The following is a 14397-nucleotide window of genomic DNA, read 5'->3' on the forward strand; positions in this document are numbered from 1 at the left end:
TAGGTATGCACGTCCCCTTGTTCGCTCCTCGCCGTGCCCAGCCCACCGCCGGCCTTGGCGAGCCCTTGCGGTCCGGGGCGCGCGGCGCCGCGCGGACCAGCCCAGCAGGGATCGCGGGTCCTGCTGCGCCCCCGGGCCATGGCTACGCCCGGGATGCGGCGGCGCTGGTTCTGCTGGTCTCCGCCCTGTACAGCGCGCTGGCGCTCGCCTCCTTTCGCGGGGATCCGATGCGGCCGGAGGTCACCGGCGACGACTGGGTGGGGCCCGTGGGCGCTGCGCTCGCGGGGACGTCGATCGAGGCGATCGGCGTCATCGCGTGGTTCGTCCCGCTCGAGCTCGCGCTGCTCGCGATGCCGCTCCTGGGGGCGAAGCGCTCGATCGCCAGCCTGTTCCGGCTGAGCGGCGACATCGTGGTGGTCATCGTGCTCGCGGCGCTCGCGCACGTCGCGTTCCCGCGCGCTGTCGCGTTCGGCGCGATGCCGCTCGGCGGGGCCGTGGGCGAGCTGTTCGGGGAGGTGCTGCGCGCGCTCTTCTCGAACATCGGGTCCTACATCATCGGGCTCACCATCGTCGCGCTCATCCTGATGGGCCGCGCGACGTTCTCGTTCATCGAGCTCGCGCACCGGGCCGAGCAGCTCGCGATCGCCATCACCATGCGCGTCGCCGGCTGGGCGCGCGCGCTCTTCGGGGCGTGGGCCGCGGCGCGCGACCTGGAGCGGCAGACCGAGGCCAAGACGCAGAGCGCGCCCCCGATCATCGCGCGCAACTCGAGCCCCGACGCGATCATCGCCGCGCTGGCCGACGACACCGACGAGCGGCCCTCCGATCCCGCCGCCAGGGCAACGCCCGTCGAACCGGCGCCCGTCGAGGCGCCGGCGCTCGATCTCTGGAAGAGCGCGCCGTTCGACGCGTCCCCCCAGGAGCCGGCCGCCCCGGCGAAGCCGCGGCGCGGGCGGAAGGCGCAGGCCAAGGAGCCGCGTGAAGCGGCGCAGCAGGGCGCAGAGCCGCGCGGGGCAGAGCCGCACGACGCCGAGCCACGCGAGGTGGAGATCCACGGGGGGGAGGCGCACGAGGTGGTGATCCACAGCGCCGAGCCGCACGAGCTGGTGATCCACGGCGGTGAGACGCACGAGGTGGTGACCCACGGCGCCGAGCCGCGCGAGGCAGCGCAGCGGGACGACGAGCCGCGCGAGGCGGTGTCGCACATCGCCGAGCCGCGCGGCCGGGTGCAGCGCATTGCCGAGCCGCGCGAGGGAACGCAGCGCCGAGCAACACGGCGTCGCGCCGCATCTCCCGCGGCGCCGCGTGGCGCCGCCGCCCAGGAGGACAGCGAAGAGCCGCCGTTCGACGGCGAGGCGCACAGCGACGAGGAGCAGGGCGACCTCGACGAGGAGCAGGGCGACCTCGACGAGGAGCGGGGCAACCTCGACGAGGACGAGCCGGAGGAGCTCGCGGCGCTCGATCCGGACGACGACGAGATGGTGACCGCTCTCGAAGAACCGGACGAGGTCGACGTGCCGACACCGTCGCCCATCCTGCCCGTGCGCCAACGACGCGAGCCGCACGCGCGCGAGCCGCACGCCGCGGTGGCTCACCGCGAGCTGCCCGCGCGCGAGCCGAACGCCGCGGTGGCTCATCGCGAGCTGCCCGCGCGCGAGCCGAACGCCGCGGTGGCTCATCGCGAGCTGCCCGCGCGCGAGCCGAACGCCGCGGTGGCTCATCGCGAGCTGCCAGCGCGCGAGCCGAACACCGCGGCGGCTCATCGCGAGCTGCCAGCGCGCGCGCCGGACGCTGCGGTGGCCCACCGCGAGCCCCCGCCCGCCATCGGCCCGGAGCAGGCCCGCGGGGTCGCGCCGCGCGACCCGACGATCGTCGATACGAGCCGCGCGCTCGTCAGCGAGAAGCCGGCCGTGGTGAAGGTCGTCCCGGCGACCGGGGCGGGCTTCCGCCTGCCGATGACGGACATGCTCGAAGCAGCCGCGGGCGGGCGCCTCCAGCTCGACGCGGATCAGCTGAAGGCGACCGCGCAGCTCCTCGAGAAGACGCTCGCCGACTACGGCGTCAGCGGGAAGGTCGAGGAGATCCACCCGGGGCCGACCGTCACGACGTTCGAGGTCTCTCCCGCCGCCGGCACCAAGGTGTCGAAGGTCGCAGGCCTCGCGGACGACCTCGCGCTCGGCCTCTCGCGGAAGGTCCGTATCGTCGCCCCCATCCCCGGCAAGAACCGGATCGGCTTCGAGATCCCGAACGAGCACCGCCTGCCCGTCAACCTGCGCGAGCTTGTCGAGGATCGCCGCTTCGTCGAGATGAAGGCGCCGCTGCCGTGCGTGCTCGGCCGCGACATCATCGGGACGCCGTACTTCGCCGACCTCGCGTCGATGCCGCACGTCATCGTCGCGGGCGCGACCGGCGCAGGCAAGAGCGTGGGCCTCAACGTGATGCTGGTGAGCCTGCTCTTCCGCAAGACGCCGGAGGAGCTCAGGCTCCTGATGATCGATCCCAAGGTCGTCGAGCTCGCGCCCTTCGACCGCATCCCGCACCTGCTCCTGCCGGTCGTGACGGACATGAAGCAGGCGGCGAACGCGCTCAAGTGGGCCGTCGACGAGATGGAGCGCCGGTACCAGCTCTTCGCGAACGCGGGGACGAAGAACATCACGACCTACAACGCCTGGGTCGAGCGCGTGCAGCGCGGCGAGGCGCGCCCGCCGAAGCCCCCGGCCAAGGTGAGCGCCATCGGCGCCGACGGGCTCGAGGTGGAGATCGACGCGGCGAAGGATGGATCGGACGCGGCGCTGCCGGAGAAGATCCCGTTCATCGTGATCGTGGTCGACGAGTTCGCCGACCTCATGATGCAGCAAGGCAAGGACGTGGAGGCGAGCGTGGCCCGGCTCGCGCAGAAGGCGCGCGCCGCCGGCATGCACGTGATCCTCGCGACGCAGCGGCCGAGCGTCGACGTGATCACCGGCATGATCAAGGCGAACTTCCCCACGCGCATCGCCTTCCGTGTCGCGCAGAAGGTGGATAGCCGGACGATCCTCGACGAGCAGGGCGCGGAGCACCTGCTCGGCCGCGGCGACATGCTGATCAAGATGAACGGCTCGAACGATACGCGCCGCGTCCAGTGCCCGTTCTGCTCGGAGGAAGAGGTCCAGAAGATCACCGACTTCCTCCGGCTCCAGGGCGAGCCCGTCTACGACGAGGCGATCCTCCGGCCCCGAGACGACGAGGGCGAGGAGCCCGACACGTCCGACGCGGAGACCGATCCGATGTACGACGCCGCGGTCCGCATCGTGGCCGACACCCGGCGCTGCTCGACCTCATGGCTGCAGCGCAAGCTCGGCGTCGGCTACAACCGCGCGGCCAAGCTGGTCGAGGCAATGGAGAAGCGCGGGCTCGTCGGGCCCGCAAACGGCGCCAAGGATCGCGAGGTGCTGATCGCGCCGATTTGACCCCATGTAATTTATCTTGACGCCACTGCACGGCGGGTGTTGGCACGCCGCCGACCCGGGCAAGCGGGACAGACGGGATGTCGAGGAGCACACAGCGTCGAGGTGGCCGCCGACGGGGCTGCGCGCCAGCATGGCGGTTCTTTTGACTTTCCCGTTCGAATGCTTCATGGAGCACCCAGGATGGCGCCCGAGGAAACGCGCACGCGTCTGATCGCCCAGATCGCGAGCCTCCTGAACGACGGGACGATGCCCGCAGACGCCCGCGCAGCGGGGCTGACGCTCATCGGCTGGCTCGCGAGACGCATGCCCGGAGAGGCCGCATCGCAGGATGGCGTCGAGGAGATGTGCCGTCGCGCGGCGGTCCTGGGCTGCCGGCCGCGGCGCATCGGTGGACGGCGCTCCACCTGACCCGGCGTCATTGCACGGGCCGACGACGCCCCCGCGCGTGCCCCGTTCTCAACCAGGATCGGCCGAGCCCCGTGGCCGAGCGCTCTGTGAACGCACGCAGCGCACGCGGCGTTCGCTCCTTATACGTCGGATTGCGTCGGATTCACGCCGGAGCGTCGCGCCGGACCCGCGTTCGCGTCGCGAATGTGTGCCAGCACCGGGTTCTGACGGGCACCTGACGGGCAACGATGGCGAGGCGAGCGCTAAAAGCGACATCCGTACCGTAATTTGTACGTGCCGTAGCGAGCGCGGCTAAGCTCCTGGGTGGCGCGGCTTTCCGCGCCGCGGGGCTCGCGCGACGCCCGATCCGGGACGTCGGCTCGCTCGGTACCATGGGGTAAACGGCCGCAGTGGGGCCTGTGATAGGTGGTGTTGCTCATGGCGAACCGCGTGGTCGCCCTCCCCGAACCGCACCCGAATGACGATGAAGATGTCGTGTGGGGGATCTCCACGGCAAGCGCGCTGTGGGCGCGCGGCGAGCGGCGCGACGCTATCGTGTGGCTGCGACGCGCGGCCGACGCCGCCGGGGCGGCCGGGCAGCCGTTCCGCGCCTCGGAGCTCGGGCTGTGCGTGACGGCGCTCGAGGAGGTCATGGCCTCGGAGGTCGGGCAGCCGAGCGATCCCGATCTCCTGGAGACCATCGACAGCGAAAGCGACGAGCCGCCCCCTTCCTCTGACGAAGCGCCGCCGTCGGACGAGCAGACCTGGCGCCGCCGCATGTCGCTCACCCAGGAGCTGCGCGCCTCGATGCCCTCGATCGAGATCGACATGTTCGAACCGCTGTCGCAGCCGGAGCTGGCGGCCGAGGCAGAGCGACTGACGGGCTCGTCCCGGCCGTCGCCGCCGCTCCGCCCGGGTGCAGAGGGCGGGCAGGGCGCCGGAGCACGACCGATCGCGCCGTTCTCCCCCGCGCCGCCCGGCCATGCGCAAGGCAGCACATCGCCCCCCACGCCGATGGCGCAACGGCCGACGCAGCAGCCTCCCGGCGGTGCCTTCCCGCAGGCTGCGCCGCCCGTTCAGCCGCCGCCACCCTTCGCGCCGGCGCCTCCGCCCGTTCAGCCGCCCCCGCCGCCCGTCGCGCCGACGCCTCCGCCGGTGTCGCGCTCGCAGCCGCCGCCCTTCGCGCCGACGCCTCCGCCGGTGTCGCGCTCGCAGCCGCCGCCCTTCGCGCCGGCGGCTCCGCCTGGCGTGTCGCGCTCGCAGCCGCCCCCCGCCGCAACCCCGCAGCGGCTCGACCCACCGCACGCGCAACCGCCGACGCCGTCGGCCGCGCCCTCCGCACCGCCGACGGCTGCGCCCAACGTCCAGGCCGGCGCGATGTACCGGAGTCAGCCGCCGCCAGCGGCTCCGCTGCCTGCCCCCATGGCGAACGCCATTCCGCCGCTGCCTCCCGCGCCGGGGGTTCCGTCGTTCCGGCAGCAGCTCACCACGGACCCGCTTCAGGTGACAGCGCAGGCGAAGACACCGAGCGCGCGACCGCCCGCCCCGATACCACCGCCGGCCGTACCGCGGGGAGCATCACGGCGGCCGTCATCGATCCCCCCTCGCCCCGCCTCCGTGCCCACGCCGCAGGAGCTGCAGTCTGCCCTGCCTCCATCGCCGGAGCGCGGCCGGTCCGACCCCGCGATGAGCCCCCTGCAGCCCCCGCGCCCCGCCGGGACACGCTCCATGAGCGAGCCGCCGCCCGCGGCACCGCGACCTTCGTCGGCGCTTCCGGCGGTACCTCTACCTGCTCCACCGCTGCCGAGCCTCATCGCGGAGCCGCAACCCCCGGCGCCAGGAGGCGCCGCGCCCGCGTCGCGCCCGCCGTCGTTCAGACCTCCGCCAGCGCCGCCTCCGCCGTCGTTCGGGCTTCCGCCAGCGCCGCCCCCGCCGTCGTTCGGGCCTCCACCCGCGTCGCACCCGCCGTCGTTCGGACCTCCGCCAGCGCCGCATCCGCCGTCGTTCGGGCCTCCACCAGCGCCGCCTCCGCCCACGTTCGGGTCTCCACCCGCGTCGCACCCGCCGCCTTTTGCGCCCCCGCGCCCGCAGCCTGCGCCAGTACCGCATCCGCCGCCTTTTCAACCTCCGCGCCCGCAGCCTCCGTCTGCCGTGCCGACACCCGCTGCGCCGTCAGCTGGCGTGCTTGCACACCCGCAGGTGCTCCCCCCGCCGGTGTCGCCGCCGTCTTTCGCGCCGTTGCAGCCGCCGACCAGCACGCCGTCACACCCGCAGGCTCTGCCTCCCCCGACGCCGCCGCCGCCCACGCTGGCCTCCGCGACACCGCCGCCCAGCGCGCTTCCGCCGCCCGGCGCGCTTCCGCCGCCCAGCGCGCTTCCGCCGCCGGCCGCACCTCCGGCACCAGCCACGCGTCCACCGTCACTCTCGGCCACCACCACGCCGCATCCGGCGCCCCTCGCGCCTCCGCCGCCCGCGGCGCCGCCGCTGGCCTCGTCGATGCCGGTCGCGCCGCCTGCTGCGCCTCCGGATGCGCCCTCGGGGGCCGCCGCGCCGCCGCCAGCACCTGCCGCGCCGCCGCTCGCCGCGCCGCCGCTGTCCGTCTCGGCGTCCGCCACGCCATTACCCGCCGGCCCGCCGCCCGCCGCGCCGTCGCCGGCGTCCGTCCCGCCGCCCGCGCAGCCCGCCGCGGCATCGTCACCGGTATCCGCCGCACCTCTGGCCGCAGCGGCTTCGCTCCCGACATCGGCGTCGCACCAGGCCCCGAGCCCTCCAGCCCCCGCCGACGAGCACGCGCCCAACGACGACATCGGCGAGATCCTGGTCGAGGCTCAAGCCCCGACGCCCACCCCGGCCCGCACGGCCGCGCCCGCACAGGGGGCGAACAGCTCCAAACGCAGGCCGCGCGAACCGATCCTCGACCCCTGGTCCGAGGACGCGGAGCCAGCCGCGCCGCCGCGGCCTCCCCAGGAGATCATCACGTCGAGCGGCGACACGTACCTCGTGGCCCGCAGGCATCCCTCGACGCCACAGCCGGGCGACGAAGAGGAAGACGAGGTCATCACCTCGGCAGCGCCGCTCGATCTGACGCTCAAGCGGAAGCCGATCTCCGCGCGTCCTCCCGCGCCCCCGACGCCTGCGGCGGCGCGCATCCGCCCGGCGACGCCCACAGGAAACGAGCCCCCAGGACACCTCGGGGCCTCGGCCGACAGGATTCCCGCGAAGGGCACCGCAGATTCCGCGAGCGACAGCGCGAAGATCGAGCGCCCTGCGAGCGCAGACGCGTCGCCCTCGGAGTCGACGATCGAGGGGACGGTCGTCATCGAGCTCTCCGACAGCGACCTCGAAGCGCCGATGTCATCCCGGCTCGCCAGCCTTCCGCCTGCGCCACAGGCAGCGGAGCAGGATGACGACCTGCAGACGAAGGCCACCCCGTCCCGCAGCGAGCCCGCGTCCCACGGCGCCGAGGTCCAGGCGCCGCGCCCGCGCGCGCTCGATGAAGCCTCGGGCGAGCCCGCGCCGGAACCCGTGGAAGAGGTGCTCGACGACGCGGACCTCGCGCTCGACGAGGAGCCCCCGGCCCAGGCGCCCGCCGCTGCGCCGCGGCCTACGTCCGGCGCCGACGCCCGCGCGCCGGCCTCGATCGACGCCCTCCCCGATCTCGCCGCCGCGCCGCGCGTCGATGTGCCCGCGGTCGAGCGGCGACGGCCGGCTGCAGGCGAGAGCGCCGACCTCGCCGCGATGGCGCTCGACGCGCTGCCCAACACGCCACCGGAGACGGAGGCGATCGCGGCCCTCGACCTCGCCCCGGAGATCGCGCGAGATCTGCCGCGGCCCGGCGCGGCCAGCGCCGCGCCAGCCGCCGCCAAAGCCGCGGCCCTCACCGGCCACGACCTGGAGCAGATCGAGGCGTTCGCGGACCTGCCCGAGGAGATGCACGACGAGCTCGCGCTCGCAGCGCGCGTGGAAGACCTCTCGTCCGACGAGGAGCTCGCCGTCGGCGGGGCGGCGCTGGTCCTGCGCGGGGACGCCGCCGTGTGCGCGAACATCGTCGATATCCCCGCCGAGCGCGCCGCGACGCGGACGCTCGTGCCGTCCCGAGGGACGCTCGAGGAAGGCATCCCGCTGCGCGTCGTCGCCGGCGCGGACGGCGCGCGGGTGGCGATCTGGGATCAGGCGACCATCGATCACGCGCTCCGCAGCTGCCCGTGGGTGCTCGACGAGCTGCGCACCGTCGCAGACCGGATCCAGTCGCTCGCAGGCGCCACGATGGGGCCGCTGGGCGAGCTCGAAGATACGCTGCTGCGCCGCGTCCTCGGCCGGCTCCGGCTGCGCGGCCTGGCGCCCGGCGAGCACCTCATCCACGCCGGCAACCCCATCCCCGGGCTCGTGATCATCGGCGCCGGCGCGCTGGAGCTCGTCGCCGAGCGATCGCAGGCGATCGCAGGCACCGCGAGGCCCGGTGAGCTCCTGTTCGCCTCGGAGCTGCTCGGAGGCCAGCCGGCGCCGTCGATCGCTCGCGCCGCCGGGGGCGGCGCGCTCGTGCTCATCGCCGACCACCCCACGCTGCGCGAGCTGTTCGAGAGCACGCCCGAGCTGCTCTCCATCCTGGCGCAGTCGGTCTCGATGAACGCTCAGCGCGGCTGAGGCGGCGCGCGGAGCTGAAGCCGCGCGGGGCTCGGCTGGCTCCGCGCGTCAGCGAGCCCTGGCGGGATCCCGGCGCGCGGAGCTAGAGCTGGCCGCGCTTCGGCCGCAGCGGCGGCGCGGCCCCCTGCTCCAGCTCGGCGGGATCGATGGGCTCCGCTTCCTCGTTGACCTGCCAGACGAGCTCGCTGTTGCCCTGCGCCCCGGCGAAGCGGAGCCCGAACCACCTCGCGCTCGGCGAGATCGTCGGCTTCCCCTCCGCGGTCGCGCGCGGGAAACGGATGCGGAACGCCTGGCGCCACACCGTGTTGTACGGGAAGTAGGTCCGCTCGAGCGCGTTCGGCTTGGCGATCGCCACGATCTCCTCGGGCGCCGTCTCGTTCCCGGTGTCGTCGATGAGCCGCACGATCCACGCGCTGTTCGGCGTCGAGAGGTCGTTGTACTTGCGCTCGCCCCCGAAGATCGCGACGAAGAACTGATGGCGCTGGCGCGTCTCCTCGAGCGTCTTCTCGAGCAGCTTCTGCCGCTGCTCGATCGTGAGCCGGTAGTCCTGCGCGTAGCGGACCACGTACGCCCAGCGGAAGTCCCACGACTCGAAGGTCGCGGTGGCGGTGAGGAAGTTGTCGAGCTCGGAGAGCGCGAACAGGTGCTCCGTGCGCGTCCAGCTGCGCAGCACGTTCTCGTAGTCCGTCGCGACGTACTCGCGGGGCCCCTCGTTCAGGCTCACGAGCTGGGTCGAGCAGCCGGCTGGGCCGAGTAGCGCCGCGAGAACCAGACCGCGCCGGAGCCATCCTGCGTTGACCACGCGGCCAGGGTACCGAGCGCCCGCGCTGGATGCACGCATACTCGAAGCCGATCCCGCGCCTTCCGCGCCTTCGGCCAGAAGCGCGCCCGGCGAGCGCGCCCGCCGCGCTCACGGGGGCGCCCGTGGAGCGCCTGTCGGGAAGGTGAACCCGACGCTGAACCGCGCGGCGTAGTACGAGGCGACGTCGCCGCGCAGCGGGGTCGTGACCGGCAAGAGCACGCTCAGCGCCGGCTGCACGTTCGACAGGATGAAGCGGACGCTCGGCGAGACCGCGAACGTCGCGCGCCGGTCGTCCGGGAGGTCCTGGGTCAGCTGGTAGACCTCCCACAGCTCCAGCCCCACCCCGACCGGCCTCGCGAGCCGGTAGCCGAAGTAGAACGCCGTGTGCGCCGTGATGTCGGTGCGGCGCTCCCCGGACCGCAGGCCGCGCACGACCAGCGACCAGTCGAGGCCCTGCCTGAGCTGGAAGATGAACGGCCCGGTGATGTGCCGCATGTCGAACCAGGGGCGGAACGTGAGCGTGAGCTCCCGGAAGCGCGTCTCGTCCCACGGCCGCACCACGCGCGCCGTCCGGAGCACCTCGGCCTGGTCGCGCGAGACGTCGCGCGGGACCGGGAGCACGAGGCCGAAGCCTCCGCCGGAGGCGAGCCCGCGCACGCTCGACCAGACGCCGCGCCCGTACAGCTCGGGGCTCCCGAGCAGGATCGACCGCTCGACCCCCGGCACGCTTGCCGCGGCGCTGTCATGCACCGCGCCGACGAACCACTTGCGCGGGACGAGCGGCACCTCCATCTCGCCGTGCGAGTACCAGGCGAAGGCGAGCTTGCCGCCCGCCCGGCTCGCCGCGTCAGGCTCGATCACGGCCGCCGTGTACTCGAAGGTGAAGGTCGGATCGCGCAGCGTGAGCCCGGGGAGCGTCGGAGGCGCGGGGACGTCGAAGACGGCCTCGTCTTCCTCGTCGGACCACGCGCCTGGACCGGGCGACGCGGCCTCCGCCGCGCCCGCTGCCGAGAGCAGGCAGAGCCACGCCGCCGCGCGGGCGAGGCGCCTGAGCGACGCCGGGACCCGCGCGGGCGGCCTCGATGTCACGTGGAGCGCTGGCTCGACGCTACTTCGACCCGAGGCCGAAGTCGTTCGCCGTGACGTAGAGCATCAGCCCGATCAGCATGAACACGCCGACCAGATGGATATGCGCCTCGATGCGGGCGTTCGGCCGGCGCCGCGTGGCCGCCTCGTAGAACAGGAACATCAGCCGGCCGCCGTCCAGGGCCGGGAACGGGATCAGGTTGAACGCGCCGAGGTAGGCCGAGAGCAGACCGAGGAACTCGAGCCCCTCGGCCCACCCGCGCTTGGCCGCGTGCGCGGTCTCCTCGATCATCCGCTTCGGACCGCCGAGCTCGCCGTCGACCTTGCCCGTGATGTACTGGCCCAGACCGACGACCAGGCTCTGCACGACCTTCGGCGGCTTCGTCACGGCGAGGACCACCGCCTCCTTCGCGGTCACCGGCGCCGACTGGACCGGCCCGATGGCCATCACGCCGATCTTGCCCGCGCCGTTCTCGTTCGCCGGCGTGACCTTGGCCTGGACGCGCTCGCCGGCGCGCTCCACGACGATGTCGAGCGGCCGGCCTGGGCTTCGGGAGATGATCTCGGCCATCTTTTCCCAGTCCTGGACCGGGGTTCCATCGATCTCGACGATGCGGTCGCCGTCCTTGAGGTTGGCCGCCGCGGCCGGCATCCCGGCGACCACGCCGATGTCGGTCAAGCGGTAGGGCTTTCCGCCCGTCATCAGGCTCGCGAAGAAGAGCACCGACGCGAACAGGTAGTTGGCGAGCGGACCGGCGAAGATCGCGGCGATCCGGCCCATCAGGCTGGCGTTCGCGTAGCTGCCCTTGTCCTCGGGATCGACCTCCTCGAGGGGGTTCATTCCCGCGATCTGCACGTACGCCAGGAAGGGGATCATGGCGACCTGGAACACGGTGGGGCCGTGCTTCACCGGGTCGTGGCGAAAGAGCCGCACGCGGACCTTGTCCGCGGCGGTCGTGAACCAGTAGTACCCGTCCTTCGGGACAACCTTGAAGAAGGTGGGGCCGAAGCCGATCGAGAACTTCAAGACGCGCATGCCGTAAGCGCGCGCGGCCAGGAAGTGCCCTCCCTCGTGGACCACCATCAGCAGGGCGAGACCGAGGATGCCTACGAAATACCAGCCGACCATCTCCGGCTAGTCTAACCAGGGCGGGCCCTGTCCGCACGCGCCCGATGTCCGCGCCGTACGCCCGCCCCGGCGAGATGCCGCCCGCGGCGGAGGCCGTGCGCTCCCGCCGGCCCTGGATGCACCAGGAGAGCGCGACAGCAGGGCAGCGCCTGGAGCGGCTCAGCCCGCCAGAGGGCCAGAGCCAGCGGGGAGCGGCTCAGCCGACGAAGAACGAGACGCCGACGCTGAAGAAGGGATACCCGATCCGCATCGTCAGCGACATGTTGTCATTGAAGTGGTAGCGGCCGCCGACCATGGTGGCGAAGTCGAACCACACGTCGCGGTAAAATCCGTCGGTCCGGAGGACAGCGCCGAGATCGGCGAACGCGCTCCACTGATCGTTGAAGAAGAAGTTCCACTGCATGGTGACCGGACTCCAGATGGTGAAGTCGTCGCGGCAGTACCTGCAGTTGGTGAAATCCAGCCCGAACGAGATGGCGACAGTGTTGTTGAGCTTGGGGATGAACGCGGGATCGGCGAGCTCGATGCTCGCCCTGAAGCCGAGGCCGAACTCGGGGTCGCCGAGTCCGTCGTAGTACCTGGCCCCGTACCGCCGCAGGCCGTAGTCGCGATGCAAGAAGACGAGGTCTCCGTGCGGCTCGAGCTCGGCGAAGTAGCGGGGGTGATCGTTCGGATTCTTGATGTTCGCCTGCGCTTCGGGCGCGAGCGTGAGGAGGGTGGCGCCGGCTAGAGCGACGCTCACGAGCGAGGGCAGCGCTTTCATGAGCTCTTCGTACCAAAGGAAGGGCAGCGACGGAAGCAAACGGGCACGTGTCGGCTGCATGACGGCCGCCGCTGGAAGGCGATGTCGCACCTCGCTCGGCGCGCCGCGCGCGGCGCGGGCGGGGCGCGCGCGGGCCCTGGCCGAGGCGCGCGCTCGTCTGGCTGAAGCGCGCGCTTTGGGGTAAGCCGGGGTAGCCAGAGCCGAGCGCCGCACGCGCGGCGCGCCTAGGAGGGGCGGCCTTCCCCGGAGCGTCGAGATGAGAGGATCGACAAGCGTCATCCAGCTGGCCCGTGGCTGCGCGCGCATCGGCGGCGGGCTCGTCGCGGTCGCCGCGCTCGCGTGCAGCGGCACGATCCAGGTCGCGGGACCGCCGACCGAGGAGGTGGCGCCCCCGCCGGCGCAGGCGAAGAAGCCGCCCGCGCCAGCGAAGACCCCCGAGGCACCAGAGCCGCAGGCGCCCGCGGCGGTCGAGCCGTTCGTGACCACGCGGGACTCCGACGAGTGGGTGCGCCAGACGCTGAACGTGCAGGCGCGGTACGAGCGCGTCCTCGTCGTCGGCGCGGCAGCCCCCGCCACGATCCGCGTGGCCGCGCTCGATCTGAACGCGCGGGGCGCTGCGGCCGAACCGCGCGACCTCCCTGTCACGCGCGCGTTCGCGACGCTCCAGGATGCGGCGGACGCGGCGCGCGGCGGCGATCTGATCGCCGTGTTGCCCGGGACGTATGCGGGCTTCTCGATTGGCGACAAGCCGAGCGCCGGCCAGGAGCGGTACATCCATTTCAAGGCGATGGGGAGCCCGGGCGAGGTCGTGATCAGCCGGGGGTGCGCCGCCGACCCGAACTGGATGATTTACCTGAAGGCAGCGCACCACGTCGTGATCGAGGGCTTCCGTCTCGCTGGCAGCAGCGCGCCTGGCAGGCAGAGCGCGGCTGAGCCGAAGGCGGGGATCATGATCGACGGCGCCTTCGGCGAGACCAGCCGGCTCGCGCACCACATCGCCATCGTCAGCAACTTCGCCCATCACCATCGGATGTGGGGGGTTCACTCCACCGACAGCCACACGGTCCTCCTGCAGGACAACCTGTTCGCCTTCTCGGCGGGCGAGCACGGCGCCTACCTCTCCGACGGATCGGACAATTACGTGGTTCGTCGCAACGTGTTCTTCGGCAACAACGCGAGCGGGTTCCAGGCGAACCTCGATCCCGAGGCCTCGCTCGACGCGGTGCTGGAGCACCCGTCGTTCCGGGATCATCCGCGGCGGGAGCCGACCCGCGCCTGGGCCGCGGAGCTGATGAAGCGCGCGACGGAGCGGTTCGGCGAGCACGGGTTTCCGGACGGCCGCGGCGTGAACTTCATCATCGAGCAGAACGTCATCAACGGCAACGGGCGCAGCGGCGGCGGGGCGATCAACCTCGCAGGTGTGTCGGACTCCGTCATCCAGAACAACCTCATCTATGGCAACCTCGCCAGCGGGATCGCGCAGTGGGACAACGCGAACCCGTTCGATCGGGCCTATGTGGAGCCCGGCCCGCGCGCTCCGGAGCAGGTGACCGGACCTGACGCGCTGCCGCTCTGGGGCTGCCGCAACAACCTGATCCGCAACAACACCGTGGTGCTGAGCGCGAGGGGCCGACCCGCGCTCCAGTGCGGCAATGGGAGCTGGGGTTGCCGCGTGCGGAACAACATCCTCGTGAGCGACGCCTCGCCGTCGATCGAGGTGCTGAGCACGAGCATCTACCGGTTCGACGCCGGCCACAACGTGGTGACCCAGGTGAGCTACGGCGGCATGCCGGAGGAGCTGAAGCGCCTCGCGGCCGCGCTCCCGGAGACGAGGGCGATCACGGGCATCACGCGCGCGCGGTTCGCGACGGAGGTGGTGCGCGCGAGCGAGGAGCCGTGGGTGATCCTCGACCGGGGCTGGTGGAAGCTCAACCCGAACCGCCCGGATTTCAGGCCAAAGCGGTCGTCGAAGATGCTGATCGGGCAGGGCGACGCGCGCGAGGTGCCCGCGCGGGATCTGCTCGGCGTGGAGCGCAGCGGCGCGGAGCTCGGGGCCCTGTCGCCGGGGCCGGGCTGAGGGGAGGCGGCGGCGCAGGCGAGCGCGGGCGCTCGCGAGCGAAAAATGTTGCCGGGGGTG

Annotated in this window: 10 protein-coding genes; 4 read left to right on the top strand and 6 right to left on the bottom strand. The window is 72.7% G+C overall.

Annotated features, from left to right (window positions below; translation table 11 throughout):
* Positions 1 to 5 precede the first annotated feature (5 nt).
* Complete coding sequence (locus WME79_RS43880; protein ID WP_437527842.1) at positions 6 to 3449, top strand: DNA translocase FtsK 4TM domain-containing protein; 3444 nt, start codon at positions 6 to 8, stop codon at positions 3447 to 3449.
* A gap of 180 nt (positions 3450 to 3629) precedes the next feature.
* Positions 3630 to 3857, top strand: a complete 228-nt coding sequence (locus WME79_RS43885; RefSeq protein WP_437527844.1) for a hypothetical protein — start codon at positions 3630 to 3632, stop codon at positions 3855 to 3857.
* Positions 3858 to 4951: 1094 nt separating this feature from the next.
* On the opposite strand, the gene WME79_RS43890 is transcribed toward WME79_RS43885, so the two are convergent.
* Positions 4952 to 5197 carry a hypothetical protein gene (locus WME79_RS43890; RefSeq protein WP_437527847.1) on the bottom strand — a complete coding sequence of 82 codons (246 nt, stop codon included), beginning with the start codon at positions 5195 to 5197 and terminating at the stop codon, positions 4952 to 4954.
* 759 nt (positions 5198 to 5956) lie between these two features.
* Positions 5957 to 6643 carry a hypothetical protein gene (locus WME79_RS43895; protein WP_437527849.1) on the bottom strand — a complete coding sequence of 229 codons (687 nt, stop codon included), beginning with the start codon at positions 6641 to 6643 and terminating at the stop codon, positions 5957 to 5959.
* A gap of 193 nt (positions 6644 to 6836) precedes the next feature.
* Between WME79_RS43895 and WME79_RS43900 the strand changes: the two genes are divergently transcribed.
* Positions 6837 to 8480, top strand: coding sequence for a cyclic nucleotide-binding domain-containing protein (locus WME79_RS43900; protein ID WP_437527851.1), 1644 nt, complete (start codon positions 6837 to 6839; stop codon positions 8478 to 8480).
* Between the two features lie 82 nt (positions 8481 to 8562).
* Here the strand turns inward: WME79_RS43900 and WME79_RS43905 are convergent, their stop codons facing one another.
* From WME79_RS43905 to WME79_RS43920, 4 genes are all read right to left on the bottom strand, one after another.
* Positions 8563 to 9321, bottom strand: coding sequence for a hypothetical protein (locus WME79_RS43905; RefSeq protein ID WP_437527854.1), 759 nt, complete (start codon positions 9319 to 9321; stop codon positions 8563 to 8565).
* Between the two features lie 69 nt (positions 9322 to 9390).
* Positions 9391 to 10371 (bottom strand): hypothetical protein, encoded by a 981-nt coding sequence (locus tag WME79_RS43910; protein ID WP_437527857.1) that lies wholly within the window; start codon positions 10369 to 10371, stop codon positions 9391 to 9393.
* A gap of 19 nt (positions 10372 to 10390) precedes the next feature.
* Positions 10391 to 11497, bottom strand: coding sequence for a M50 family metallopeptidase (locus WME79_RS43915; protein WP_437527860.1), 1107 nt, complete (start codon positions 11495 to 11497; stop codon positions 10391 to 10393).
* Positions 11498 to 11693: 196 nt separating this feature from the next.
* Positions 11694 to 12260 (bottom strand): hypothetical protein, encoded by a 567-nt coding sequence (locus WME79_RS43920; RefSeq protein ID WP_437527863.1) that lies wholly within the window; start codon positions 12258 to 12260, stop codon positions 11694 to 11696.
* A gap of 256 nt (positions 12261 to 12516) precedes the next feature.
* On the opposite strand from WME79_RS43920, the gene WME79_RS43925 reads away from it, so the two are divergent.
* Complete coding sequence (locus WME79_RS43925) at positions 12517 to 14337, top strand: right-handed parallel beta-helix repeat-containing protein (protein WP_437527866.1); 1821 nt, start codon at positions 12517 to 12519, stop codon at positions 14335 to 14337.
* Positions 14338 to 14397 lie beyond the last annotated feature (60 nt).

The sequence above is a fragment of the Sorangium sp. So ce726 genome (assembly GCF_051521405.1).
GTDB lineage: Bacteria > Myxococcota_A > Polyangia > Polyangiales > Polyangiaceae > Sorangium.

Coding starts and splice junctions, on each gene's coding strand:
- WME79_RS43885 (WP_437527844.1), top strand. CDS start 3,630: ATGGCGCCCGAGGAAACGCGCACGCGTCTGATCGCCCAGATCGCGAGC.
- WME79_RS43905 (WP_437527854.1), bottom strand. CDS start 9,321: ATGCGTGCATCCAGCGCGGGCGCTCGGTACCCTGGCCGCGTGGTCAAC.
- WME79_RS43880 (WP_437527842.1), top strand. CDS start 6: ATGCACGTCCCCTTGTTCGCTCCTCGCCGTGCCCAGCCCACCGCCGGC.
- WME79_RS43920 (WP_437527863.1), bottom strand. CDS start 12,260: ATGAAAGCGCTGCCCTCGCTCGTGAGCGTCGCTCTAGCCGGCGCCACC.
- WME79_RS43895 (WP_437527849.1), bottom strand. CDS start 6,643: ATGTCGTCGTTGGGCGCGTGCTCGTCGGCGGGGGCTGGAGGGCTCGGG.
- WME79_RS43925 (WP_437527866.1), top strand. CDS start 12,517: ATGAGAGGATCGACAAGCGTCATCCAGCTGGCCCGTGGCTGCGCGCGC.
- WME79_RS43915 (WP_437527860.1), bottom strand. CDS start 11,497: ATGGTCGGCTGGTATTTCGTAGGCATCCTCGGTCTCGCCCTGCTGATG.